Raw genomic sequence first — 24113 nt, 5'->3', positions numbered from 1 at the left:
CCATGATGCGCTCGCTCTCCAACGTGTTCTGGCTCGGAACCAAGGAGCTGCGCAGCCTGTTCGGCGACGTCGTGCTGATCGGGCTCGTGATCTATTCGTTCACGGTGGCGGTGATCAGCCAGGCGCAGAGCAGCTCGCAGGAGCTGCATCGCGCCTCGATCGCCGTCGTCGATGAGGACAGCTCCGAGCTGTCGCGTCGGATCGCCAGCGTATTCCAGCTGCCTTACTTCCAGCCGCCTGTCTACATCAGCCAGGGCGAGGTGGAGCGGCTCATGAACAGCGGCCGCTTCACGTTCGTGCTCGACATCCCGCCGAACTTCCAGCGCGACGTCCTTGCCGGGCGGAGGCCGTCGGTGCAGCTGAACGTCGATGCGACCGCGATGATCCAGGCGGGAATCGGATCCGGCTATGCGCTGCAGATCATCAACACCGAGGTCGCCTGGTTCGTGGCCCGCTCCGAGACATCCTCGCCCTCCCCGGTCAATCTGGTGACGCGGATCGCGTTCAATCCCAATGTCACGACCGCCTGGTTCGAAGGCGTGATGGGCATCATCAACAGCGTCACCATGCTTGCGATCATCCTGGCCGGCGCGGCGCTGGTGCGCGAGCGCGAGCATGGCACCATGGATCATCTGCTGGTCATGCCGCTGTCGCCATTCGAGATCGCGATGTCGAAGATCTGGGCCAACGCGCTGGTGATCGCGGTCGCCGTCGCCATCGCGCTCTATGCCGTCGTGCGGTGGTATCTGCACGTGCCCATCATGGGCTCGATCCCGCTGTTCATGGTGGGCACCGTGCTCTATCTGTTCTTCGCGACCGCCGTCGGGTTGTTTCTCGGCACCATCGCGCGATCGATGCCCCAGCTGGGCCTGCTCTATATCCTCGTCGCCGTGCCGATGAACCTGTTGTCTGGCGGGATGACGCCAGTGGAAAGCCAGCCGGTGTGGCTCGCCACGATCATGAAGGCGTCGCCGTCGACGCATTTCGTGTCGTTCGCCCAGTCGATCCTCTATCGCGGCGCCGGCATCGATGTGGTGTGGCCGCAATTCGCTGCGGTCGCCGCTATCGGCGCCGTGGTCCTGGCGCTGACCTTGCGGCGCTTCCGGGCGGCGATCGCGGCGGCCTGACCTGCCCTCGACCCCAACAAAAAAGCCTCGGCACTGGCCGAGGCTTTTCCTTGAATGGCGTCGCTATGGATGACGGCGATCAGTAGCGCGCGGCCACCGGGCCACCAAACTTGTAGTTCACGCCGACCCGGACCGTGTGGAATGAGAAGTCCTGGGACAGGCGCTCGACGTAGTTCGAGCCGGGCGGGGCGAAGGTGCTGCCCGGGACGTAGGCCGAAGTGTAGTTGATGCTGCCGAGGTCGGTGTAGAGATATTCAGCCTTGACGGTCCAGTTCGGCGCAAACGCATGCTCGACACCGGCGCCGACCGTCCAGCCGACTCGCGTCTCGTTGGCCGAGGCGGTCTTGGTGTAGCCGTTCGTCGAAGTCAGATCCCAGCTGCCCTTGACGTTGCCGACGGCGAGACCGCCGGTGACGTAGAACAGCGTTGTATCGACCGCGTAGCCGGCGCGGCCGCGCAGGGTCATGAACCAGTCGTTCCGGATGCTCTCGTTGAAGGTGCGGGTCGTGGGTGGGTTGGCCGCCGTGTAGACCGTCCTTTTGTTGAGGTCCGATCCGTTGATGTCGGCCTCGATGCCGAAGACGCCGGCGCCGCTCTGCCAGTTGTAGCCGGCCTGCAGACCGCCGAGCACGCCGGCTGGATTGAGCCGGTTGTTGCTGATGTTGACGAACTGATTCTGGAAGGCGGCGCCTTCGACCGCCCAGCTGCTGGTCTGGTCCAGCGTCGTGTTCAAGTTCGACCGGCCCCAGCCGTAGCCGACGCTGCCGCCGAAGTAGAAGCCGGTCCAATTGTAGATCACGGCCGGGGGAGGAGCCTTGGTGTAGCGGGCCGGCAGATCCGCGGCGAATGCGCCGAGCGAGCTGGCGAGGAGCAAAGAGACGGCTGAGGCAAGGGTCTTCATCGGTCACAATCCTCAATTAAAATGCGCAACATTGAGACAAGCTTTTCTCACAATTCGGCCTGTTAGGCTGTAGTCCAACTACAACACTCGTGATCGTAGGTGTCTGTGACGGCGTCACTTTCTGCGCGTATGGTCTTAACCTTAAGTCATTGTAAATCCGGATGGGCGGTCAACTGATACCGACCTCTTTCCACGAACCGGACAATCCGCCGCAGTGCGTTAGGCAACGATTCGCCAACCATCCGGACACGCTGTCCCGCCCGCTAACGATTTCGCAAAGCGCGCACGTGCACCTTCGGCGCGTCCTGGAGGACGGAGAGGGAAGTGCATCATGAACGGGGAAGCGGTTCTCGAGAACGTAAGGCGCTATCGGACCATCGCCTCCTTGTACCGCCAGACCGCGGCATTTCGCCCGCATCAGCGCGACTCGCTGCTGATGCAGGCCGCCGAATGGGAAAGCCGTGCGGTCGCCGAGCTCGAGGATTATTTCGTCGCTCGCCAGGCGCCGTCGCAACCGCCGGCGAACATCAACTACAATATGAGCCATCACGGAGCCTCCTCCCGGCCGTCGCACCTGCAGATGGCGGCCGCGTAGTTCTTCGGACACAGCGCGTCATTCCCGCGGCGCGATCGGCGCCCGAGCTACAGCGAGGGAGTTGTCACAGCGCGCCTCCATTTCATCTGCAGGCCGGGGTCTGGCGCAGGACTTGCTGGGTCTGATTTCAGCCTCCGCCAAGGATGGACCTGAATGAGATCGCTCGGGCGCGACCGCGGCATGTGTGCCTGGGACGATTTCGCCCGGTCGTCGACCGATGCCCGGCTGTCGCTGGCGCAGGCGAGATCGGGGCAGATTCCGCCATTCCTGCTGCTCTCGGTGCCCGGCATGAGCGCCGGCGAGCATCGCCTTTGCTCCGAGTTGTGGACTCGCGACCGGATCGCCGCCAGCAGCGCCGAGCGGGCGCGGCTGGATTTTCGCTTCGATCTGACATTCCGCGACAAGCTTCGTGTCGGATACCTTTCAAACGACTTCCACGACCACGCCACGGCGCATCTGCTGATCGAAGTGCTCGAGGCGCATGACCGCGATCGCTGCGAGCTGCACGCCTTCTCATTCGGCGCCGACGATCGCGGCGCCATGCGGGGCCGGCTGCACGCCGTCTTCGACGGCTTCCATGACGTGACCGCGCTGAGCGACAGCGCCGCCGCAGCCGCGGTGCATGCCGCGCAGATCGATATTCTGGTCGACCTCAAGGGCTATACGCGCGGTGCCCGGACCGGAATCCTGATGCTGCATCCGGCGCCGGTCCAGGTGAACTTCCTCGGTTATCCCGGGACGCTGGGCGGCGACCTCTGCGACTACATCATCACCGATCCGTTCATGACGCCGCTGGCGTTTGCGGCCGATTATTCGGAGAGTTTTGCCTACATGCCGCATTCGTACCAGCCGCACGGCCGGGCGGCGCTGGGCCCGGCGCCGACCCGTGCGGAGGTCGGCCTGCCGGACGCCGGCATCGTGTTCTGCTGCTTCAACCAGGCCTACAAGTTCACGCCCGCGGTGTTCGACCTGTGGTGCCGCCTGCTCGACGCGACGCCGGACAGCGTGCTGTGGCTGCTGGCGTCCGATCGGGCCGAGGGCAATCTGCGCGGCGAGGCGCTTCGGCGCGGCGTGGCGCCCGGTCGCCTGGTGTTCGCGCCGGAAGCGACGCAAGGCGAGCATCTGCGCCGACTCCAGCTCGCCGATCTCGTGCTCGACACCGCGCCCTATGGCGCCCACACCACGGCGAGCGACGCGCTGTGGGCTGGCGTGCCGATCGTGAGCTGCGCCGGGCACACGTTTGCCTCGCGGGTCGCCGGCAGCCTGTTACATGCGGTCGGATGTCCCGAGCTCATTGCATCGGACGAGGCCGACTATCTGGCGGTGGCGCTGACGCTCGCCGCCGAGCCGGATCTGCTGCAGGCGGCCAAGGCCAGGCTCTGGCGCAACCGGCTGGCCGCGCCGCTGTTCGACGCTGCCGCCTATGCCCGGTCGCTGCAGGATCTCTACGACCAGATGTGGCACCGCCGCCGCAGCGGCGGCGCGCCAGGGCCGATCTGGGCGTCGAAGTCTTGAGCAGGGACGAGGTGGGCTTGCTGCGCCTTACTGCGCCGCCATGCGTGCGGCAGCGAGGATCCCGATCAGGGCCGTCAGCGCGCCGACGCTGGTCGCGTTGATCGCGACGAGCGACGCGAAATGGGAGTCGGCGACCTTCATCAGCGGCTCGCCAAGGCGGGGATCGATCAGCAGATAGGACACGAATGGCAGTCCCAACAAAGGCAACGACATCAGGCGTTCCGCTGGCCGGAACAGCAGCGCGCCGAGCAGGGCGCAAGGCAGCAAGAACAGCTCGACGCCGCTCTGCACGCCGAACAGCTTGACGGAGAACACCGTGTTGACCGTGCCGGTCAGGACCATCAGGGCGCGGCCGGCGAACGGATTGCGCCGCGCGAGCATAGGCGCGCTGGCGAACAATGGCGCCGTGAGCAGCGTCAGCCAGGCCGGCCACGCCGCCGTGCCCACGATGGCATGGAGATAGAGCGGATAGAACGGCTGGTTGGAGACGATGACCAACGCGACCTTGGCGGCGATGTCGGACTGCGGGTCATCGGCCGACGCATAGGCCTGCACGGCGGCCAGCCCGCGTGAAAACATCTCGGCCATTCAAGTCCCTCAGCTCCGCAAGAAGGTGCGCATCACCGCCCGGAAACGCGCGTGCCCGCAAGCCGGATCATGCGTCGCGCATCGCACGGTCAAGAGTTCAGTGCGGTCCGCAGCATGCGTGCGAGATCGGCGCTCTGATACGGCTTGGTGAGCAGCAGCAGGCCGGCATCGAGGCGGCCGTGGTGGACGATCGCGTTCTCCGTATAGCCGGACGTGTACAGCACCTTGAGGCTGGGACGCCGCTTCAGCGCCTCGATCGCGAGCTGGCGGCCGTTCATGCCGCCGGGCATGATGATGTCGGTGAACAAAAGGTCGATGCGGACCGGACTATCGATCAGGGCGAGCGCCTCGTCGGCCTTGCTGGCCGCGAGCGTGGTGTAGCCGAGCCGCTTGATCTGGGCGATGACATATTCGCGCACCAGCGAATCGTCCTCGACGATCAGGATCGTCTCGTCGCCGCGCTCCATGCCCTCGGCGCTGACGGTCGATAGTGCCGCATCCGCATCGGTATTGGCCTGCGGCAGGTACAGCTTGACCGAGGTGCCGTGCCCCGGCTCGCTGTAGATCTTGATGTGTCCGTTGGACTGCTTGACGAAGCCGTAGACCATGCTCAGCCCGAGGCCGACGCCCTTGCCGACATCCTTGGTGGTGAAGAACGGCTCGAACACCTTGTCGAGCAGGTTGGCGGGGATGCCCTCCCCGGTGTCGCTGACCGCGATCATGACGTAGTTGCCGGGGATCACCTCCGGGTTCATGCGCGCATAGGCGGCGTCGAGCAGGACGTTCTTGGTTTCCAGGGTCAGCTTGCCGCCGTCCGGCATGGCATCACGCGCGTTGAGCGCGAGGTTCAGGATCGCGGTCGACAGCTGGCTGGGGTCGATCATGGCCGGCGCCGAATCGTGCGCCAGCATGGATTCGATCTCGATCTGCTCGCCGAGCGTCCGGCGCAGCAGGCGGGCGGTGTCGACCACCATGCCGTTGATGTCGACGCTGCGCGGCTGCAGCGGCTGGCGCCGGGCGAAGGCGAGCAGATGGCGGGTGAGATCGGCGCCGCGGGCGGCCGCCGAGTTGATCAGGCTGGTGATCTGCACCAGCTGCGGACGGTCCTTCACCGCGTCGGCCAGGATCTCGATGGTGCCGGTGATCACGGTCAGGATGTTGTTGAAGTCGTGGGCGACGCCGCCGGTGAGCTGACCGATCGCTTCCATCTTCTGTGCCTGCCGCACCTGCGCCTCGGTGGCCTCGATCTCCTGGAAGCGCTTGACCATGGCTTCGGCGGTGCGCCGCTGCCGCGTCTCCTCCTCGAGCTGCGCATAGGCGTTACGCAGCTCGGCGCGGGACGGCATCGTCAGCACCCGCGGCAGCATCAGCAGCAGCGCCGAGGCGATGCCGATCGACATGAAGGCCAGGAAGCCCTTGGTGGCCGCCTCCAGGCTGTAGGCCGGAACCCAGATCGTGAGCACCTCGATCAGTCGTGTCATCCCGCAGACGGACACCCACAGCGCGAAGGCCCAGAAGATGTAGCTGAACTGAAAGTCGCGGCGGCGATAGACGATGAAGGCGAGCACGAACGCGATGGTGAAGAAGGCGAAGGAGATGAGGATGTCGGACACCGTGTTCACCCAGATCAGCTCAGGTGTCCACAGCAGGCACTCGCCATGCGGCGTGAGCATCGACATGTCCGATATCCTCAAAAGTGTAGCCGACGGACCGTGTCGCCCCCGCGGCGCGGTCGGTTCCCTTAGTAGAACATCGAATTTCCGCTGAGCACACAAGGGTTCTGACTGTCGCGGCGCGCGCATTCGGTAGAGGGGCACCGCAGGCATAGGCTTCGCGCGTCGACGCGGATTGCGTACGGCCGAGCTTGTGTCGGGCGCTCCGTTCGATATAAGCGGCTTGACGATCTGTACCAATCGGTACAGAGTATGCGAGTTGGTACACAAGGAGATGTCCCGTGAGCACTCTCGCCCCGCCGTTTACGCTGCAGACCGCGACCCAGAAGGTGCGCATGGCCGAGGATGGCTGGAACAGCCGCGACCCCGAGCGCGTGTCGCTGGTCTACACGCCCGACAGCCGGTGGCGGAATCGCGCCGAGTTCATCACCGGCCGTGCCGAGATCGTCGCCTTCCTCACCCGCAAATGGGCCAAGGAGCTCGACTACCGCCTGATCAAGGAGATCTGGGCCCACAGCGACGACCGGATCGCGGTGCGCTTCGCCTATGAGTGGCACGACGACAGCGGCAACTGGTTTCGCTCCTATGGCAATGAGAACTGGGAGTTCGATGCGCAGGGGCTGATGCAGCGCCGCTACGCCTGCATCAATGACCTGCCGATCAAGGCGGACGATCGCAAATTCCACTGGCCTCTCGGGCGCCGGCCGGACGATCATCCCGGCCTGACCGAATTGGGACTTTGAAGCAGGCAGAGCCATGCGGACGCTCAACGAGCGCGCCGACGTCATCCCGCTGATCGCCGAGGTGTTCCGCGAGTTCGGCTTCGAGGGCACCTCGCTCAGCCGGATCACCGAGACGACGGGACTGGGCAAAGGCAGCCTCTATCACTTCTTTCCAGGCGGGAAGGACGAGATGGGGCGCGCGGTGCTGGCGCATGTCGACGCCTGGTTCGAGCGCGAGATCTATGCGCCGCTGCGCAATGATCCGCCGGAGCAGTCGATCCCGCGGATGTGGCGCGGCGTCGACGACTACTTCCGCTCCGGCCGCCGCGTCTGCCTGGTCGGGGCGTTTGCGCTCGACGAGACGCGGGATCGTTTCGCGGCCGCCATCGCCAGCTACTTCACGCGCTGGATCGAGGCCTTGCGCGAGGCGCTGGTCCGCGGCGGCTGGCCGGCGGCGCGGGCCGCCGATAGCGCCGAGGAGGTGGTGCTCGGCATCCAGGGCGCACTGGTGCTGGCGCGCGCGACCGGTGATGCGGCCGTTTTCGGCCGCGCGCTGACCCGGTTCCAAGCGCGCCTGCAACGATCATCTGTCATCTGACTCCCGAAACGCCGGCGGCGTCTGCCTCCGCAAGCGGCAAATGGCGGGCTGAAATATCGGCGCGCGACTCTCGTGAAATCGTGGTTGTCTTGGGCAACGTCTCGCGCAGCGGCGACATTCTGGGAGGTCCGGCATGAACGGCTTAGGTGGTCTCAACAAATCCGACAACGGCGTGGTCATCGGGCTGGTGCAGCTTCAGCTTCCCGTGGTCGCGACCAAAGAGGACCTCGCGCGGCAGACCGAGAAGATCGTCTGGATGGTCGGCAAGGCCCGGCGCAATCTCGGCACCATGGATCTCGTCGTCTTCCCCGAGTACTCGCTGCACGGCCTGTCGATGGACACCAATCCGGAGATCATGTGCCGGCGCGACGGGCCTGAGGTCGCAGCCTTCAGGCAGGCCTGCATCGACAACAGGATCTGGGGCTGCTTCTCCATCATGGAGCACAACCCCGACGGCAACCCCTACAATTCGGGTCTGATCATCGACGACCACGGCGACATCAAGCTGTATTACCGCAAGCTCCATCCGTGGATTCCGGTCGAGCCGTGGGAGCCCGGCGATCTCGGCATCCCCGTGATCGAGGGACCGCGTGGCGCCAAGATCGCACTCATCATCTGCCATGACGGCATGTTCCCGGAGATGGCGCGGGAATGCGCCTACAAGGGCGCCGAGATCATGATCCGCACCGCCGGCTACACCGCGCCGATCCGCGACAGCTGGCGCTTCACCAACCAGGCCAACGCGTTCCAGAACCTGATGGTCACCGCCAATGTCTGCATGTGCGGCTCCGATGGCTCGTTCGATTCCATGGGCGAAGGCATGATCGTCAATTTCGACGGCAGCATTCTCGCGCACGGCACGACGGGGCGGCCCGACGAGATCATCACCGCCGAGGTGCGCCCCGATCTCGTGCGCGAGGCCCGCATCAACTGGGGCGTCGAGAACAACATCTATCAGCTCTGGCACCGCGGCTATGTCGCGGTGAAAGGCGGCGCGATGGACTGCCCTTACACCTTCATGCACGACATGGTCGCCGGCACCTATCGATTGCCGTGGGAGGATCAGGTCAAGATCACCGACGGCACGTCCTGCGGCTTCCCGGCGCCGACGCGCGTGTGCGGCAAGCTCGGCAAGGCGGCGGAGTGAAGCGCACCGGACGCGGCGGGTCGCGGATGACGCTGCCGGAACCTTGACAAGCCGATCGATTGCCAATTATTTTATACTTAAAATAATCTGGCGGACAGGTCCATCATGAGTGCATCGGCCAAGGTGATCCCGCGCGATTGGCTCGACTGGCCGTTCTTCGAGCCGCGGCATCATCGGCTGTGCGAGGCGCTCGATCGCTTCGTCGGCTCGGGCAGCCTCGACGATGTCGATCACAGTGACGTCGATTCCGCCTGCCGCAAGATCGTGCGTGCGCTCGGCCTAGCCGGGCTGCTCGACAGCGCGGTCGTCGCGCCGGACGCGGACGCTACCGCGATCGACTCGCGCGCAATCTGCCTGTCGCGCGAAACCCTCGCTTATGCCGACGGCCTCGCCGATTTCGCCTTCGCCATGCAGGGCCTCGGCTCCGGCGCGATCGCGCTCGGCGGCTCGCCGGAGCTGCGTGCCAGCGTGCTGCCCAAGGTGCGCTCCGGCGAATGGCTCGCGGCCTTCGCGCTGTCCGAGAAGGAGGCGGGCTCCGACGTCGCCGCGATGGCCTGCGCGGCGCGGCTGGACGGCGATACTTACGTGCTCGATGGCGAGAAAACCTGGATCTCCAATGGCGGGATCGCCGACGTCTACACGCTGTTCGCCCGCACCGCCGAGGCGCCGGGCGCGCGCGGCATCTCCGCCTTCGTCGTGTTTCCAGATGATCCCGGTTTCTCCGTCGCCGAGCGCATCGAGGTGATCGCACCGCATCCCCTGGCGACGCTCCGCCTGCAGAATTGCCGCATCCCGGCCAGCCGCCAGCTCGGCGCGCCCGGCGGCGGCTTCAAGCTGGCGATGCAGACGCTCGACATCTTCCGTGCCTCGGTGGCGGCTGCGGCCCTCGGCTTCGGTCGCCGCGCCCTCGACGAGGCGCAGGCGCATGCCTCGAGCCGGCAGATCTTCGGCGGCGCGCTGGCCGACCTGCAGATGACGCAGGCCGCATTCGGCGACATGGCGACCGAGACCGATGCCGCGGCGCTGCTGACCTACCGCGCGGCCTGGCGCCGCGACGTGCAGAAGCTGCCGACCACGCGCGAGGCGGCGATGGCCAAGCTCGCCGCCACCGAGACCGCCCAGCGCGTCATCGACCGCGCCTTGCAGATGTTCGGCGGCCGCGGCGTCCGCAAGGGCGAGATCGTGGAGAGCCTCTACCGCGAGATCCGCGCGCTGCGCATCTACGAAGGCGCGACCGAAGTGCAGAAGCTGATCGTCGCGCGCGAGTTTCTGAAGGCGCGGGCCGGCGTGGTGCGTGGCTGAGGCGCGCTGCGCGTCAGGCCCGCAGACGCAAGGGCGCCTGCCAGCCGGGATCTCTGTCGCACGCAGCCTCGCCCATGGTCACGCGGCGGCCTCGGTCGTCACGCAGCAGTTGGATTTCGATCTCGTCGAAGGCGAACCGAGCGATCACCTGCAATGGGTCGACCACCCGTTTTCCGAACGTCCACGGATCGGAGTTTCCGCGCGGCATGGGAAACGCGAAAGGACGCGAGGGGATGCGGAAGAGAAGGCGGCCATCCCAGGACTCGCGATCGCGCAGCTCAGGTTGCCGCATCAAGCCGACATGACTCAGATAGGCTTGGTAGGCCCGCTCTCGTAGCGAGATGGTCACCCTGAAGCCCATGAAGTCGATGTCGCCGCGCATGTACTGATCGTAGACCAGTGCCTCCTTCACCTCGACGCTGCCCAGTGCGCTGCCGCTCTCGTCCGGCCGAAAAAAGAAGAAGCGGTCCGAACACATGTGATCGTAAGGGACGATGTCGTGGCGCGGCGGTCGCTGCTTCAAAGCCCGATCCAGGCCGCTGCAAAAGCCGATGTCATCTATGTCGCCGCGGACAGGCTCGAAAAAGAGTCCTTTGGGGGGGAGCGACGTTCCATCGAGACGACCGACCACGACCAGGAGCCAGCGTCCCTCGGCATCGTCCGGCAGGATCAAGGGCGTGGTCGTCATCGTGTCGCTTTCTTGCAGGATTGCGGCGCGCCGGTCAACCTCTCGCCGCGCGTACTGGAGTCTGCGCTATGGTTCTGAGCGCAACGTTGCGCTATCGCCGCTGCTCCAGGCCGTGAAGATCGAGATGGTTCAACGCGGCACATCTTCATGCCGCCCTAGGGCTGCTGCGATGGTGGCACGCGACGATCAGAATGCTCGCGCCAGCGAAAAGATACTTCCTGCACATACGTGTTCCCGGGGCAAGGCGATGACAATGCGTTCGGCAGCTTCCCAATCAATGGAAGCACATCTTTGAACACTCCCCGCTATGGGACATCACCCCGCACGTTCTACGTCATAGCTTCGCGAGTATCGCCAACGACCTCGGCTCTACCGAGGTAGCCATTGCTGCGCTCGTGGGCATGCCAAAGGTTCGGTGACCAGCAAGTACATCCATACGCTTGATACGGCGCTCACCATGGCGGCAGACACAATCTCTGGCTACATTCAAGGCCTCCTTGACGGAACGGATTTTAACCAAACGGCGCATGCTTTGGACCGAAGTTCTCGAAAAGCCGCTCTCGTCCGCTTCCTACAGAGGCTTCTTCGTGCAGTGAACTCGAAGAGACCGAGGGAGAGAGCGACTTAGCCGCGTAATCCAACACGTACAACTTGGCAGCTGAGCCAGCGCGCCGTGACGCTGCGACGTCGAGATCCGCTGTCTCGAACCCGACCGCGTCTTCACGTGGAAGTCGGAGGCGTACCTGCTCTGGATACTTCGCCCCCGACCTCTTTCGCAGGAAAAAATTTGAGCTCTCCGGGGGCTTTGCGATCAAGAAATCTGCGGATCAACGGCACCATCGCCTCCGCTTTATCCTTGAGCAACGTGCGACGCTGAGGTCTCTCCAGGTCGGAATGGCGACGGCTGAGCTCTCCGGCTTGAACAATCATTGCGCGGGATGAGCCGTGGTCTGCGGGTGGTCCTCGCCGGTTGGTTCGGCACGGGTTGGTTGCTCCCCGCGCAAATTCGCGACCGCGCGGGTGGCCGGTTCCCCTTCCGCGCGGCTGCGTCCTTTTCCGGCTTGAAGATCCTCCGGATCCGCAACCATGCCGCCAAAGGCCGCAGCCGTGCTGCAGCCGAGGGCCGGATCGGCAGCATTGTCGGCGAAGATGCCGCGATTGAAGCCATCCGACAGATGGCAGCGAACGGAGCTGATGAGCAGGCGATCGATGTGAACACGCGTCGCGTGGTGCATTGCCGAGGCAACGTCGTGCCTGACGTGGGAGCGATCCACGCCGGCTCGGATGATGGAATGCTCGATCGCCGCCGTGCATGGCCCCGGCGGTCCTTCGATCCAGGCACGGACGCTTTCAGGGCGGCCATTCGCCGTCGCGGCCACGAAGTGTTCGACGCCGGAGCTCGCCGTAGAACAGCGTCCTGCAGGTACATCGTAGACGTAATGAACGGTCTCACCTGCGAGCTGCGGTGGCGGTGCCGTCCGGTCCACAGCGCAGCCTGCAGCCAGCACCGCGAGGGCGATGGCGAGGCCGCTTCTGATCGGTGCCATGTTTATCGCTCCTTGGAGGACCGTCATTCGATCAGGAAGCCGGCATCGCCACGCAATCTCCGGCCCGGCACCGGCACCTCGATCGGGCCTGCCCCGGGGCGGGTCGTTCCAAGACGGCCGAATATGATGCGCTCCAGCTCGGAAGGTGGCCCGACGAAGTCGGTCGGGACAGGTATGCGCGCCGACTCGCTGATCGGCCGAACAATCGTCGGCGTGACGATGATGATCAGTTCGGATTCGTTCTTCCGGAACTGTGTCGACCTGAACAGAGCCCCCAGTACCGGCAGGTCGCCCAGCCCCGGCAACATGTCCAGGCCGGTGTTGAACTTGTTCTGCAGTAGTCCGGCGATTACGAAGCTCTCCCCGCTGCCGAGCTCGACTGTGGTCTCCGCCCGCCGGGTAATCAGGCTCGGGACGCGGGCGCCGTTCATGATCAGGGCGCCTTCGTTCGAGAGCTCGCTGACCTCGGGCTTGACCTGCAGGTTGACCAGACGATCGGAGAGCACCGTCGGTGTGAACTCCAGTCCCACGCCGTAGCGACGAAAGTCGATCGAGATGCGGTCCAGCCCTTGGGCGACGGGGATCGGAAATTCGCCGCCTGCCAGGAAGTTCGCCTTCTGACCCGAAACAGCGGTGAGCGTCGGTTCTGCCAGGATTGAAACCAGTCCCTCCTGAGCGAGCGCATCCACGATGGCAGTCACGCTGTAGCTGCCGTTCGCTGGCGTATTGATCCTGCCTGAGGCCGCCGACGAGAGCCCAAAGCTGAAGCCACCGGCCGAGCCTGCGGCCTCCCAGTTGACGCCGAGTTGCTTCACCGCGTTGCGCGAGACTTCGGCAATACGGACCCGCAGGTTCACCTGCGTGCTACCGCCGATCTTCAACTGATTGAGCAGCACCTCGTCCTCGCCGAGGAACTGCGCGCAGGTGGAGCGGACCTTCTCGGCGATGTCGGCGTTGGGCACCAGCCCGCTCAGCACCGCGCCGCGCGGCGTCCGCGACAGCCTGACGTCGAGGTCTGCGAATTGAGCTCGCAGCAGCTGCCGTAGATCACTCTCGTCATAGGCAATCGCGATCCGGAACGTCGCGACGGTCGCGCCGGAATCGTCGAGCGCGAAGAGCGTCGTACGGCCGGGCTTTTTGCCGAAAACGAAGACGCGGTTGGCGGCCGCGACCTGGACGTCCGCAACAGCCGGCTCGGCGACGAAGACCTTGGAAGCCGGACGGGGCAAGGTCAGCATCTCGCCCTGAGACGCGTAGATCCGCACCTGTTGCCGCGCGTTGGATGATGCCGGCGCGCAATGAACCAGCATCGTAAGGATCACCACGATCGAGGTCAGCCACGCGGATGGCGAAATTCGAAACGGTCCCATCGTCAGCGCCGCATCGCCGAGAGCATCTCGAGATTGAGCCTCACGTCCTCTTCCCGAAGGTCGACCCGCGCAAGCCTGGCGGCGCCATCGCGATCTCCGCTCAGCGCCATAGCGATCACGAGGTTCTGGCGTGCACGAGGCGAGGCGCTCTCACCGAGCGCGATCGGCCGCAGAACCGTCATCGCGTCGGCGTACCGGCCCGTCAAGGTAAGCGACAGGCCCAGATTGTTGCTTGCGATCATGTCGGCGGGAGCGATTGCGAGCACCTGACGATAGGCTGTCTGAGCTTCGTCATGGCGGCCGAGCATGTCGAGAGCCACTCCGAGGCCGTTGAGCGCCGGAATGTTCTCGGGGTCCGAGGTGAGCACGCTGGTGAAGATTGCCAGGGCGGGCTCGGCTTGATGTCTGGCGAGCTCGCTTCGCGCTTTTCTGATTCGATCGTCCTTGTCTTCCATCCCGGCGACTTGGTTGGCGGGAGCTGCTGCGGCTGCCGTGGAGGCCGGGAGATTGCGACCCTCGACCGAGGCGCGTGCGGTCGTGGGCGTCGGCACCGGTCCGCCAATGTCTGGGCTCAGCGACGAACAGGCGCAGAGCAGACCGGCGATGCTGCCAGCCAGCGCCATTCGCCTGCAAACACCAGCACTTGGTTTCAGATGGTTGTTGAACGCGGTTTCCCGGCCTTCAGAGCTACGCATGTACTTCCTACGGATATTGCACTGTCTTATAGTTCAGGTCTCGAAACCTCGCAGGTGTCGTCGCGGGTTGACTGGTTCATTGCATCGCCGGGATCGGGGAAGGTTCAGCCTGCTCGCGTGATTCATCCAATCCGAGGACGGCGATCGGCTCGACCCGAAAGTCCTTTGAGATTTCCTGATAGGAGAGCACGACCACATTGAGACCGGACGGCGCAAGCAGCGTCCAGACCACCCGGCGCAGGTCGGCGGAGGCCAGTACAATACTCGGCGATGCGGCAAGATGATCGACGTCGGCAAGCTGCCGGGTCAACGCATCAAGCAGGCGCGTGCTGACGGCAGGATCGAGAGACGTCTGAGCGTTTTCATCGAGGGCGTGCACGGCCGTTCGGATCGCTTCCTCTGTCCGTCGATCAAGCACGAAGCAGCGCAAGGTCCGATCAAAGCCTGAGCTTTCGAAGCAGATCTGCCGGCGCAGCGCCAGCCGCACGTGCTCGACCAGCATGACGCTGCTCTGCTCCCGCATTCCCCACTCGGCCAGCGTCTCAAGAATCAGCCGCAGATTGCGGATGGAGACCCGCTCGTCGAGCAGCCGGCGAAGGACATCGGTGATGCGCTGTGTAGGGACCACACGCAAGGCCTCGCGCACCAAGTCGGCGTAGTCAGCCTCTAACTGGTTGAGCAGGCGCTTGGTCTCCTGTATGCCGAGGAACTCCGGCGCATAGCGGACAAGAACGCGCCGCAGCTCGGCATCGACTGCGGAGATGGCCGGTCCCCCCGCCGTTCGGGTTGCCGGCTGATCCAGTTCACCTGACGAGAGCAGAAGAGGCACGCCATGCAGCTCGATCCTGAAATGACCGGGCGCCAGGGCGCTGCTTTCGTCGACTGCCGCCCCTGGACAGGCGCATCCGAGCCAGTCTGCCACGTCCTGTCGTGTCCGCCTGATCCGATCATGAATACCGGCTCTCCGCAGTTCATCGCACAAGGCGGCTTCCGCGAGGATCATGATCGGTGCAGACTTAGCCACCGGGATAGCGATCCGCGAACTTCTCGCGGGCTCTGACGGGTCGGACCGTTGCGCCGTGCCGGAGGTTCGTTGTGCGCGCCGCCGAGCCAAGAGCATCGCAACGCCGGAGCCGCCGAACACGGTGGCCATAAAAAGGAAAATCGGCGCCGGAAAACCCGGTACGAACGCCAGCCCGAGCATCATGAGACCGGCCAGTTGCAGGGATTGCGGCTGCGACGTGATCTGCTCCATGATCTCGGAACCAAGATTGCTCGGCGCTTCTGTCGCAACCCGGGTCACGACCGTTCCCGCCGCCATCGACACGAACAGCGCCGGGACTTGGGAGACCAGGCCGTCGCCGATCGTCAACAACGAGTAGAGCTGGATCGCTTCGCTGATACGCAGCCTATGCTGCACGGTGCCGACAACGATGCCGCCAACGAGGTTGACGGCGATGATGATGAGACCGGCGATCGCATCACCTTTGACGAACTTCATGGCACCGTCCATCGCTCCGTAGAGCTGGCTCTCGCGCTCCAGCCGGCGTCGGCGGCGCCGGGCCTCGGCCTGGTTGATGTCACCGTTGCGAAGGTCGGCATCGATGCTCATCTGCTTGCCTGGCAGCGCATCGAGCGTGAATCGGGCAGCAACTTCGGCGACCCGTTCAGATCCTTTGGTGATGACGACGAACTGGACGATCGTGATGATCAGGAACACTACGAGCCCAACCACGACGTTGCTGGAAACGACGAACTCGCCAAAGGTCTGAACGATGGATCCGGCATCGGCCTGGCTGAGCACTAGGCGCGTAATGGTGATGGAAATCGAGAGCCGGAACACCGTGGATATGAGAATGATTGCCGGAAGTGCGGAGAATTCGACCGCGGCGTTCAAGTAGAACGCCACCATCAGCAGCAGAATCGACGCGCCGATGTTGACGGACACCATGACGTCGACGAGCGCCGTCGGAATCGGCAGGATCATCGCCATGATCGTGCTGACGATCAGGATGACGACGAGAAGCTCGCGCTTGTCGTTCGACCAGCGGGTCAAGCTCTCGACAATGGCCGTCATAGTCTGCGGTTCCATCCAAGCGGGATCGAGACCTTCGTCACATTGATCGAAACGCAGAGCGGCATGGTCTTACAAGCTCACGGCGAGCAGGTCTGCGCCGCGACGCAATACGACCCGGTCTTGTTCGATTCGATCGACGATCCACCCTTCGCTGATAACGGCGCCTGCGAACAGTTTCTGACCGCGTCCATCAATGACATACGGCCCATTTCCGGCCCAAATCGCCTGAACGGTCAAAGGGGCGCTACGCTTTACAGATTTCGCCTCAACCTGGCTCGTCAACACGATGGCAATGCCGAACGTGCCGTCGAACCATCGCTCAATGTCGCGCCACTTGCCTAACGCCGCGGGTTCAATGTTTCCTCTCGCCGTGATGGCGTTTGAGTCGCTGACAATCTCGACGGTCGTGAGGCCTGCAGTCAGCAATCGCTGGCGCAGCGCGTCCGCCGCGCCGTTCAAATCCGCCACCGGCGCGCCGGGCTCCGCGCCGGCCCGTCCCGTTCTGTCTTGGCCGGGCAGTAATGCGGGGGTAAGGGTGGGGGCGGGCGAATTGGGCGCGTGCCTGCTCGGATATTTCGTCGAACAGTCGGAGTCGCAGCGCGGGGATCTCAGCCGCTCAGCTGTGGCATAGCCGCCATCGCCGGGCACCTTGTCCGCACCAGCGGGAAATCCCTGCAGAAGCAGGGCTAGACAGACCAGGATCGCGGCGGTGCCGAGTCCATACCTCAAGAAGGTATAGCGGGTCGTTCTGCGCTTGCGGGTGCAGCGCAGCTGAATTCCATTCAGAACGACATCGGCCGGATAACGACTGATCCGTGCTTCTCCGGCACCGAGCAGGGTGCCGTTCAGCAGAACATTATCCGCGGTGCCTTCGATTTCGCAACAGTCCGCCTCTAGCGCGAACCGCGCGTGCAAAGGAGCCAGACAGTCATCCATGAGAACGACATCGGCGTCCATCGAGTGACCCACCAGATAGGTCCCGGCGTCGAGTTCTTGCCGGACGCCGGCATGAAGGCCCGATCGGATCGTGAGTTCGAATGGGGACGGTGATGCCGGCATTCTCTGCCTCTCCATCAGGACCTAGCAGCCATGTTGGCAGCGGAGCGCTCGGTACGAACGCCCCGTGCCGTAAGCGGTTGGTAGCTGTCCGAGGGCGATCGCGGGATCAGCCGACGTTCGGGCGCTGCTGCGCGACCGTCTCGATCGATCCCCAGTGCGTCTTCTTGGTCGTGATCTCGGCATTCGTCTTGATCGCTTCGTCGAAGGCACTCTTCATCTTCGCGATCGCGCTGTCGATGCTCGAGTTCGATGACGTCGTCGAAGAAACGGAGCCTGTTGAATGGGACATCGCTTTATCTCTCTATGTTTGTGTTGCGTTGAGGATTGGGCTGTCGGGGAATGCCCTCCAGCCGGGAGGTGATCGTTCGCGTTGTCCACGCTGATCACCTCTCGGCTGAAGCGGCGGCTTGGATCCCGTCCCGAGGCGCACCTTGCGAGGTGCGCCTCTCGCGGCTTCCTTCAACGTCCTGGTCTCATCGCTCTCGTCGCGTTGCGAGAATGAGGCCGCGTTGCTTTACTCAGCTCTGTCGGTGATATGGTTGTCGGCCGAGAGGTGTCCCGCGGAGCGGTCGCATGGCGATCCCGAGCTTGAATCTGCGAGTTGCAGAATGATCGAGGAAAGCTTGTCGAGGATGTTGTTCTTCGTCGCTTGGTCAAGGCCCTTTGCCTCTGAGACTTGGCTGACGAGCTGATTCAGCGTCTTGAGTATCGAGCTGTTCGCGCCGGGTTGATGGGATGGGCCGGACACGAGTTGCTTCAGGATCTTCGCGATCCCGTCGAGCAGCTGACCTTTGGCGGGATCGCTGGGCCCAGTGGAATTCGTGATCTGATGGGTCAGGTCACCAAGGATCTTGGCAACGCGGCCGTTGTTCCGCGCGTCGCACTGGCCCGGTCCGCCCCTCAGGATGCTGATGGCCGCCGAGATCAGAGCCGCCTTGTCTGCAGGTGTCTTTGCGTCCGCGACCAATCCAAGAACATCCGATGCTATGGAAGACGTCCGCGGATCTTGCTGCTGCGAAGCGGGCGGCATCGACGACTGCCACCAATCCCCCGCATCACAGCGATGAGCCGGATGAGCTGACGACCCGCCGGACGTGGGCTGAAATCCTGCAAAGCCGGGCCAGGACGACGCGTGTCCGTGCGGACCCATCATGTGACCGGTGTGAGCTTCACGTGAGGATGATGCGTGGGAGCTGACCCTAGACATGCAACTCTCTCCTTGTTTGCGATCCGATGTCTTATCTGTCTTGTTCTGAGCAAAGGGTATAACGAGGCGTCGGTCGGCATGCTCCGTCACGGATCCGGGGTTGCACTATTCTCGTCGCCGACGGATGCCATCTCCTGAATGCCGTCCTGAGCAACAGTCATAAGCATGAACGCGGCCGCCTGCGGCATTGCGCTGAGAAACGCCTCCTCGAACTTTGCCTGATCCTCAGCCGAGACTGCCTCGCTGCTGCTCGGGGCGCTTGCCGTCGCGGTCGTCATGCTCGATGCTTCTACGGCCATTCTGACACTCCTTTGATCCGTCCGGTCGATCTGGCAGGACTTGCGAACCCGTTGATTTGCGTCATGGCACGTCGCCTGGGGCGTTGAGCTTGACCACTTGGACGTGCTCCCCGCGATAGACGGTGACTGACGATGGCTGGTCAGCTCGAGGCTGCAGTGCTGCGAGCGTACGCTCCACCGCTTGGATGTATTGCGGGGGACCCGAGACCAGGGCCATGTCGGCCTGCTTGATGGATCTGAGTGAGAATCGCGCGTCGGAGAGCGCGAGATCGCGAAGTGCGGCTTCGAGACGCTGGAGCGGCACGGCACCGAGTTGAACGAGCCTGCTCGAAGCTTCCTTGTTGCTGGTGACATAAATCCGGAAGCCGTCGAAATACCAGTCGAGTCCGTAGTTTCGGGATAGATGCTCGATGAATTCTCTGGCCTTGAGTTCAGGCAGAGGCCCGCGCACACGTCCCCGTACGTCCGGGCTCAGCTCTAACCGCAGGCCGGTATTCCGTCCGAATTCCTGAAGAACGCTGCCAAGGTCTTGGTCGACGATGGTGTACCTGTAGGACTCGGTCGGCCAAGCAGGTTCACCCGCGTCTGCGGACGTGGTGTGGATTGCAGCCGCCGAGAGCGTCAGGCAGACGGTCGCGATCGCAGCCACGCTGCGCAATGGGACCAGAACCCGAGATGCCAAATGGTCGCATGGGAAAACGTGGCCTTCGTGCGACCTTGTCGCGGAACAATCGTGGCAATCGTGTAGTTGATCGCGCGTACCCACGAGCAGACTCACATGTACTTGTTGCTATCAGCTCGTCTCATTCAATCACAGCGGTCGCGGGTGCGTCGGAGAATATATTAGGAAAATATTATGCTCTGCCCCGCTGGGCTCCGTGCAAAGCTCTGTCTGATCTGTTGTGCAAGCCATGGCCCGGCTGTCCTTGTGAGTCATTATTTGTTTGGAGTGAGCAATGGCGAAAGCACGAGTAGTCCTGAGACGGCATGGAGCGGCGACATGACGACGGTTGCGCCGTTGGGTGGCGTCACAGCTTCCGGAACAGTTGGTGTCAGTTTCGGAGCCGTTGAGCCCGGAGCGGCCGCCCAGCAGTCGTTTCAGGACGCTCTGCATAGATCGGTCACTAAACTGCCGATGGAGCCTGAGCACGCCGTCGACCAACTCGGCGGCAAGGTGATGGAGTGGATGGAGAGCTCGTACGAGCGGGTCCAGCGCAATGCCGCGCCCGAGCTCAATCTCATGCCGGAGCCGGCGGCATCCGGTCCAGCATCTTCCAACATTGGCGGAGCGGCCCTGGGAGCCGACAAGCCAGACGCGGGCCGTCAGGCCCTGCAAATGCTGGAGCACGCATTCTCGTTTGCCATTGAGGCGACGCTGATGTCGAAAATCTCGACCGAGTCGACCCGAATCTTCAACACGTTCTTGAAGGGACAATGAGAATGGTCGGTTGCGGCAAACAATGGCTGGCCGCTCGAGGGCGCGGATTGAATTTGGCGCTGGTGCTGGGCTTGGCGTTCATGCTGAGCGGTTGCAAGGGTGAGCTCTATAGCCGCTTGAGCGAGAAGGAGGCTAATCTGATGATAGCCCTTCTGCTGCGCAACGGCATCGCCGCCGACCGGCTCCAGGCAAAGGACGGTAGCAATACCGTCAGGGTTGAGCAGGAGCGATTTTCCGACGCTGTGACGCTGCTGAATGCGTCCGGGTTGCCGCATGCGAAGTTCGAAGACATGGGCAGCATATTCTCAAGCAATGGTCTGGTGTCGTCACCCACAGAGGAGCGAGTCAGGTTGATTCACGCGCTCAATCAAGAGTTGGCAAGGACGATCATGGAGATCGACGGAGTCATCTCTGCCCGAGTCCACGTGGTGCTGCCTAAGATAGACCCGTTGCGTCACGATCAGGTTCCGTCGTCGGCGGCATCGGTGTTCATCAAGCATGACGCGCGCGCCGAAATCGCCGTGCTCCTACCGCAGATCAAGACCCTCATTGCCAACAGTGTCGAAGGACTGACGTACGATAGGGTGGCCGTGGTTTTCGTGCGTGGCAGTTCGGATCCCGTCGAGGTCAGCCCTTCCACGTCGATCGAGACGACGGCATCCGTTCTATCTCACGACGGATCTGCCCTGCGTGACGGTCCGCTCATCCTGCAGGTGTCAGCCGCGGTAGGGGTGGGGCTGCTGGGATCGATCGGAATCTTCCAGCTCTGGCGCCGGGCACGCGTGGGATATGCGCAACGCAACGCGCCGCGTCGGGAGGCGCGAAGGCCGGCGCGTGATCCGCTGCGTGTCGTATCCTAGTGCGATTGAAGTGGGCTTGGCCGGCAAATGAGTAGGCTTGTGCAACCTGGAGCATCCCTTGGTTTGCGTGATCCGAAGGTCGGCGGTGACTGCGAACCCGGCGCGCCGGTGGGGCATCGGCCGGTGATCGATATGGACACGTTTTGCCGATTGCCGGCACGCTACATCCACGTTGAACGATTTCTCGCGTGCGTACCGGGCGTTTCGCCCGGGCTTGCCGCACGGATACTCGCCTGCGACCGACTCCACCGAGATATCTCAGAGCGGATCGTTGTGCATCATGAGCTTGATTGCTGCACGGCAGCCGACGTCGCTGACACGCGCAGTCGCATTGCGCTTCTCGACTGCGAGCAGCTATGCCGCGTCGGTGAGCTGGCCGGCGGTGTTTGGCATGCCCACGCAATTCGTTCCACGGTCCTCAAGACTACGCTCCGGGAGCATCTCGGAGAATTCGATTCCCGACTCCACAAGGTCGCGCTCGCCAATATCGATCTGTCGCCTAAACCCGATCGCCCCCCGAATCCATCTGCGCTTGCGGACGTCATCCGAGGTGATGGGATGCAATGTCTCAATGCCGCAATCTGGCGACTCCCCGCCACCCTGCGCAGCCGCATCCTTCTTCGATTTCCGATTGACTCGCCGCTGGGCTCCTCGGTCTCGCGGCGACACCAACAGCTTGGTCCGGAGATTGTTGATCGCGTTCTAGCCGATGGGATGGTGCCGTGAAAGCCCCCGAGAGTGACAAGCCTGCCGGCACGTTCCATCCGCTCGGACCCGTGGTTCGAGCCGAAGAGGCGGAGACCTGGTTTTCCGCGGCTGCCTCTCTTGCCGACACCCGGCGGCAATGCGAGCAGATCGCCGCGCAGGCCCGGCTCGCGTTCGAAGAGCAGCGCATGAGAGGCTTCGAGGATGGTCGTCTCGCGGGAGTTGAGGAGGCGGCCCGCCTGATTGCGGAAACGAAGGTCACGGTTGATGATTTCGTCGCCGATCTGCAAGACGAACTTATCACGCTCGTCGTCGAGATCATCAGGGAGATCCTCGGAAGTTTTGAGCCGGACGATCTCGCCGCGCGCGCCATCACCAGAGCACTCGAAGAGATGCGTTCCGGTACGGCTCTCGTGCTGATGACTGCGCCGCAGGAGATGGAGTCCATCCGTGTACGAGTGGCCACGCTGCTGGAGGATGGGGCCGACCAACTCACCATCGTGTCGGACCCGCAGTTTGCGCCGGGGCGCTGTATGCTTTGGAGCGAGTTCGGGCAGATCGATGTTTCCGTTGACGCTCAACTGGAGCAGCTCGCCTTGGCGCTGCGTGCCGGTTTCGAGGGGGTGGAGCCATGATGCCGGCAGGCTCTGCCACGCACCGACTCGCGCGAATCCTGCCGCAGTTGCGTGAAGCTGCAGGCCGTTCGCAACTGCGCCCGATCCGAGGGCGCGTGGTTCAGGTGTCGGGGACCCTCATCAGGGCGATCGTTCCCGATGCGCGTGTTGGCGATATCTGTTTGCTCCGTTCTGCCCATGCCTCGGCTGATCTGCGGGCCGAGATCGTGGGCATCGAAGGCGGTGTCGCGTTGCTGACGCCTCTCGGAGACGTGGCGGGTCTCTCAACAAGAACGGAAGTCGTCTCGACAAGGCAGGCCCTCGGCATCATGGTTGGGCCAGCGCTGCTCGGCCGCGTCGTCGACGGGCTCGGGCGCCCTCTCGACGTTCAGGAACGAGGATGGCCCGAGTTCGACCAGATTCGACGAGTCCGCGGAGCTGCGCCGCCGCCCTTGGCACGGCGGCTCGTTGACGGCCCTTTGTCACTTGGCATCCGGGCGATCGATGGTCTGCTCAGCTGCGGCGAGGGGCAGCGGATCGGCATCTATGGCGAACCCGGCGCGGGCAAATCGTCGCTTGTCGCCCAGATCGTCCAGAACGCGGACGTCGACGTCTGCGTTGTCGCACTGATTGGCGAGCGTGGGCGGGAAGTTCGAGAAATGGTCGAGCGCTGCCTGGCCGGAGCGGCTCGGGCGCGATCAGTCGTGATTGTCGCAACCTCCGACCGGCCGCCGACGGAGCGCGTCACGGCTGCCTATGTCGCCGTGACGATCGCGGAGTACTTCCGGGATTGCAACGCACGCGTGCTCCTGGTGCAGGACAGTGTCACTCGCTTTGCGAGGGCATTGCGTGAGATCGGACTGGCCGCGGGCGAGCCGCCGACGCGCCGGGGCTTTCCGCCGTCGGTGTTTGCGGCATTGCCCGAGTTGCTCGAGCGGTCCGGTCCCGGAGTCGCCGGCTCGATCACTGCATTTTACACCGTGCTGGTTGAGGGGGATGGTACCGCGGATCCGATCGCGGAGGAGACGCGCAGCATTCTGGACGGGCACATCGCGTTGTCACCTAAGCTCGCACAGTCGGCGCATTTCCCTGCGATTGACATCGTGTCCAGCCTCAGCCGCGTCATGGATCAGGTCGTGACGAGCCGTCATCGCTCTGCAGCCAGGAGGGTGCGTGAACTCATAGCTCGCCATGCAGAGCTTGAGTTCCTGCTGCAGGTTGGGGAGTACAAGGCCGGATCAGATCCGATCGCCGATGAGGCGATCGCCAAGCAGGATGCTATCAAGTCCTTTCTGCGGCAGGGCCTCGGCGAGGCCGTTCCGTGGGATCGCACGATCCATCAACTCGAGCAGCTCGCGTCATGAGGTACGATCCACTGCTCACGCG

Annotated in this window: 25 protein-coding genes and 1 pseudogene; 13 read left to right on the top strand and 13 right to left on the bottom strand. The window is 63.7% G+C overall.

Translation table 11 applies throughout. From position 1 onward, the window contains the following. The first annotated feature begins 2 nt into the window (after positions 1-2). Complete coding sequence (locus QX132_RS11990; RefSeq protein WP_315784333.1) at positions 3-1127, top strand: ABC transporter permease; 1125 nt, start codon at positions 3-5, stop codon at positions 1125-1127. Positions 1128-1206: 79 nt separating this feature from the next. On the opposite strand, the gene QX132_RS11985 is transcribed toward QX132_RS11990, so the two are convergent. After that, positions 1207-2028: a porin family protein gene (locus tag QX132_RS11985; RefSeq protein WP_316161265.1), complete on the bottom strand. Its 822-nt coding sequence runs from the start codon at positions 2026-2028 to the stop codon at positions 1207-1209. A gap of 331 nt (positions 2029-2359) precedes the next feature. Here QX132_RS11985 and QX132_RS11980 point away from each other — a divergent pair, with 331 nt between their 5' ends. Together QX132_RS11980 and QX132_RS11975 are read left to right on the top strand one after the other, a co-directional pair. Further along, positions 2360-2623 carry a hypothetical protein gene (locus QX132_RS11980; protein WP_315773280.1) on the top strand — a complete coding sequence of 88 codons (264 nt, stop codon included), beginning with the start codon at positions 2360-2362 and terminating at the stop codon, positions 2621-2623. Positions 2624-2776: 153 nt separating this feature from the next. Beyond that, a complete protein-coding gene (locus tag QX132_RS11975) occupies positions 2777-4138 on the top strand; it encodes a UDP-N-acetylglucosamine-peptide N-acetylglucosaminyltransferase (RefSeq protein ID WP_316161263.1) in 1362 nt (453 codons plus the stop codon). 27 nt (positions 4139-4165) lie between these two features. Here QX132_RS11975 and QX132_RS11970 read toward each other — a convergent pair whose 3' ends face one another. Together QX132_RS11970 and QX132_RS11965 are read right to left on the bottom strand one after the other, a co-directional pair. Further along, positions 4166-4726 (bottom strand): hypothetical protein, encoded by a 561-nt coding sequence (locus tag QX132_RS11970; RefSeq protein WP_316161261.1) that lies wholly within the window; start codon positions 4724-4726, stop codon positions 4166-4168. A gap of 89 nt (positions 4727-4815) precedes the next feature. Beyond that, on the bottom strand, positions 4816-6405 hold the full coding sequence (locus QX132_RS11965) for an ATP-binding protein (protein WP_315773274.1): 1590 nt from the start codon (positions 6403-6405) through the stop codon (positions 4816-4818). A 275-nt stretch (positions 6406-6680) separates the two neighbouring features. Between QX132_RS11965 and QX132_RS11960 the strand changes: the two genes are divergently transcribed. The 4 genes from QX132_RS11960 (at position 6681) to QX132_RS11945 (ending at position 10168) form a co-directional block, all read left to right on the top strand. Next, positions 6681-7142, top strand: coding sequence for a nuclear transport factor 2 family protein (locus QX132_RS11960; RefSeq protein WP_315756784.1), 462 nt, complete (start codon positions 6681-6683; stop codon positions 7140-7142). Positions 7143-7155: 13 nt separating this feature from the next. Beyond that, positions 7156-7719 (top strand): TetR/AcrR family transcriptional regulator, encoded by a 564-nt coding sequence (locus QX132_RS11955; RefSeq protein ID WP_315773272.1) that lies wholly within the window; start codon positions 7156-7158, stop codon positions 7717-7719. A gap of 133 nt (positions 7720-7852) precedes the next feature. Then, positions 7853-8866, top strand: a complete 1014-nt coding sequence (locus QX132_RS11950; protein WP_316161260.1) for a formamidase — start codon at positions 7853-7855, stop codon at positions 8864-8866. A 105-nt stretch (positions 8867-8971) separates the two neighbouring features. Next, a complete protein-coding gene (locus QX132_RS11945) occupies positions 8972-10168 on the top strand; it encodes an acyl-CoA dehydrogenase family protein (RefSeq protein ID WP_316161259.1) in 1197 nt (398 codons plus the stop codon). A 13-nt stretch (positions 10169-10181) separates the two neighbouring features. On the opposite strand, the gene QX132_RS11940 is transcribed toward QX132_RS11945, so the two are convergent. Continuing rightward, entirely contained in the window at positions 10182-10856 is a 675-nt protein-coding gene (locus QX132_RS11940) for a hypothetical protein (protein WP_316161258.1), read from the bottom strand. 222 nt (positions 10857-11078) lie between these two features. Here QX132_RS11940 and QX132_RS11935 point away from each other — a divergent pair. Continuing rightward, positions 11079-11484 (top strand): annotated as a pseudogene (locus tag QX132_RS11935) (tyrosine-type recombinase/integrase); the annotation flags it as partial. A 298-nt stretch (positions 11485-11782) separates the two neighbouring features. Here the strand turns inward: QX132_RS11935 and QX132_RS11930 are convergent. The 9 genes from QX132_RS11930 to QX132_RS11890 form a co-directional block, all read right to left on the bottom strand. Next, positions 11783-12430 carry a hypothetical protein gene (locus QX132_RS11930; protein ID WP_316161257.1) on the bottom strand — a complete coding sequence of 216 codons (648 nt, stop codon included), beginning with the start codon at positions 12428-12430 and terminating at the stop codon, positions 11783-11785. Beyond that, positions 12427-13668 carry a type II and III secretion system protein family protein gene (locus QX132_RS11925; RefSeq protein ID WP_316161255.1) on the bottom strand — a complete coding sequence of 414 codons (1242 nt, stop codon included), beginning with the start codon at positions 13666-13668 and terminating at the stop codon, positions 12427-12429. The genes QX132_RS11930 and QX132_RS11925 overlap by 4 nt, the downstream gene beginning before the upstream one ends. 107 nt (positions 13669-13775) lie before the next feature. Continuing rightward, positions 13776-14468, bottom strand: a complete 693-nt coding sequence (locus QX132_RS11920; protein ID WP_316161254.1) for a tetratricopeptide repeat protein — start codon at positions 14466-14468, stop codon at positions 13776-13778. A 76-nt stretch (positions 14469-14544) separates the two neighbouring features. After that, positions 14545-16545 (bottom strand): flagellar biosynthesis protein FlhA, encoded by a 2001-nt coding sequence (locus tag QX132_RS11915; protein WP_316161253.1) that lies wholly within the window; start codon positions 16543-16545, stop codon positions 14545-14547. A gap of 69 nt (positions 16546-16614) precedes the next feature. Further along, a complete protein-coding gene (locus QX132_RS11910; RefSeq protein ID WP_315784308.1) occupies positions 16615-17604 on the bottom strand; it encodes an FHA domain-containing protein in 990 nt (329 codons plus the stop codon). A gap of 106 nt (positions 17605-17710) precedes the next feature. After that, a complete protein-coding gene (locus tag QX132_RS11905) occupies positions 17711-17893 on the bottom strand; it encodes a hypothetical protein (RefSeq protein WP_315797225.1) in 183 nt (60 codons plus the stop codon). 225 nt (positions 17894-18118) lie between these two features. Beyond that, positions 18119-18571 (bottom strand): hypothetical protein, encoded by a 453-nt coding sequence (locus QX132_RS11900; RefSeq protein ID WP_316161250.1) that lies wholly within the window; start codon positions 18569-18571, stop codon positions 18119-18121. A 326-nt stretch (positions 18572-18897) separates the two neighbouring features. Next, positions 18898-19110: a hypothetical protein gene (locus QX132_RS11895; RefSeq protein ID WP_315715064.1), complete on the bottom strand. Its 213-nt coding sequence runs from the start codon at positions 19108-19110 to the stop codon at positions 18898-18900. Between the two features lie 61 nt (positions 19111-19171). Further along, entirely contained in the window at positions 19172-19759 is a 588-nt protein-coding gene (locus QX132_RS11890; protein ID WP_316161249.1) for a nodulation protein NolW, read from the bottom strand. Between the two features lie 351 nt (positions 19760-20110). Between QX132_RS11890 and QX132_RS11885 the strand changes: the two genes are divergently transcribed. The 5 genes from QX132_RS11885 (at position 20111) to QX132_RS11865 (ending at position 24091) form a co-directional block, all read left to right on the top strand. After that, on the top strand, positions 20111-20548 hold the full coding sequence (locus QX132_RS11885) for a hypothetical protein (protein ID WP_315773265.1): 438 nt from the start codon (positions 20111-20113) through the stop codon (positions 20546-20548). Further along, entirely contained in the window at positions 20545-21408 is an 864-nt protein-coding gene (gene sctJ / locus QX132_RS11880) for a type III secretion system inner membrane ring lipoprotein SctJ (protein WP_316161248.1), read from the top strand. The genes QX132_RS11885 and sctJ overlap by 4 nt, the downstream gene beginning before the upstream one ends. Before the next feature lie 63 nt (positions 21409-21471). Next, on the top strand, positions 21472-22134 hold the full coding sequence (locus QX132_RS11875; RefSeq protein WP_316161247.1) for a SctK family type III secretion system sorting platform protein: 663 nt from the start codon (positions 21472-21474) through the stop codon (positions 22132-22134). Continuing rightward, positions 22131-22748, top strand: coding sequence for a type III secretion system stator protein SctL (gene sctL / locus QX132_RS11870; protein WP_316161245.1), 618 nt, complete (start codon positions 22131-22133; stop codon positions 22746-22748). Before QX132_RS11875 ends, sctL begins: the two co-directional genes overlap by 4 nt. Next, complete coding sequence (locus QX132_RS11865) at positions 22748-24091, top strand: FliI/YscN family ATPase (protein WP_410052860.1); 1344 nt, start codon at positions 22748-22750, stop codon at positions 24089-24091. Before sctL ends, QX132_RS11865 begins: the two co-directional genes overlap by 1 nt. Positions 24092-24113: the final 22 nt, after the last annotated feature.

The organism is Bradyrhizobium sp. SZCCHNRI20481 (assembly GCF_032485055.1).
GTDB lineage: Bacteria > Pseudomonadota > Alphaproteobacteria > Rhizobiales > Xanthobacteraceae > Bradyrhizobium.
The sequence above is the reverse complement of the archived record's forward strand: the minus strand, read 5'-3'. Positions and strand labels throughout refer to the sequence as shown.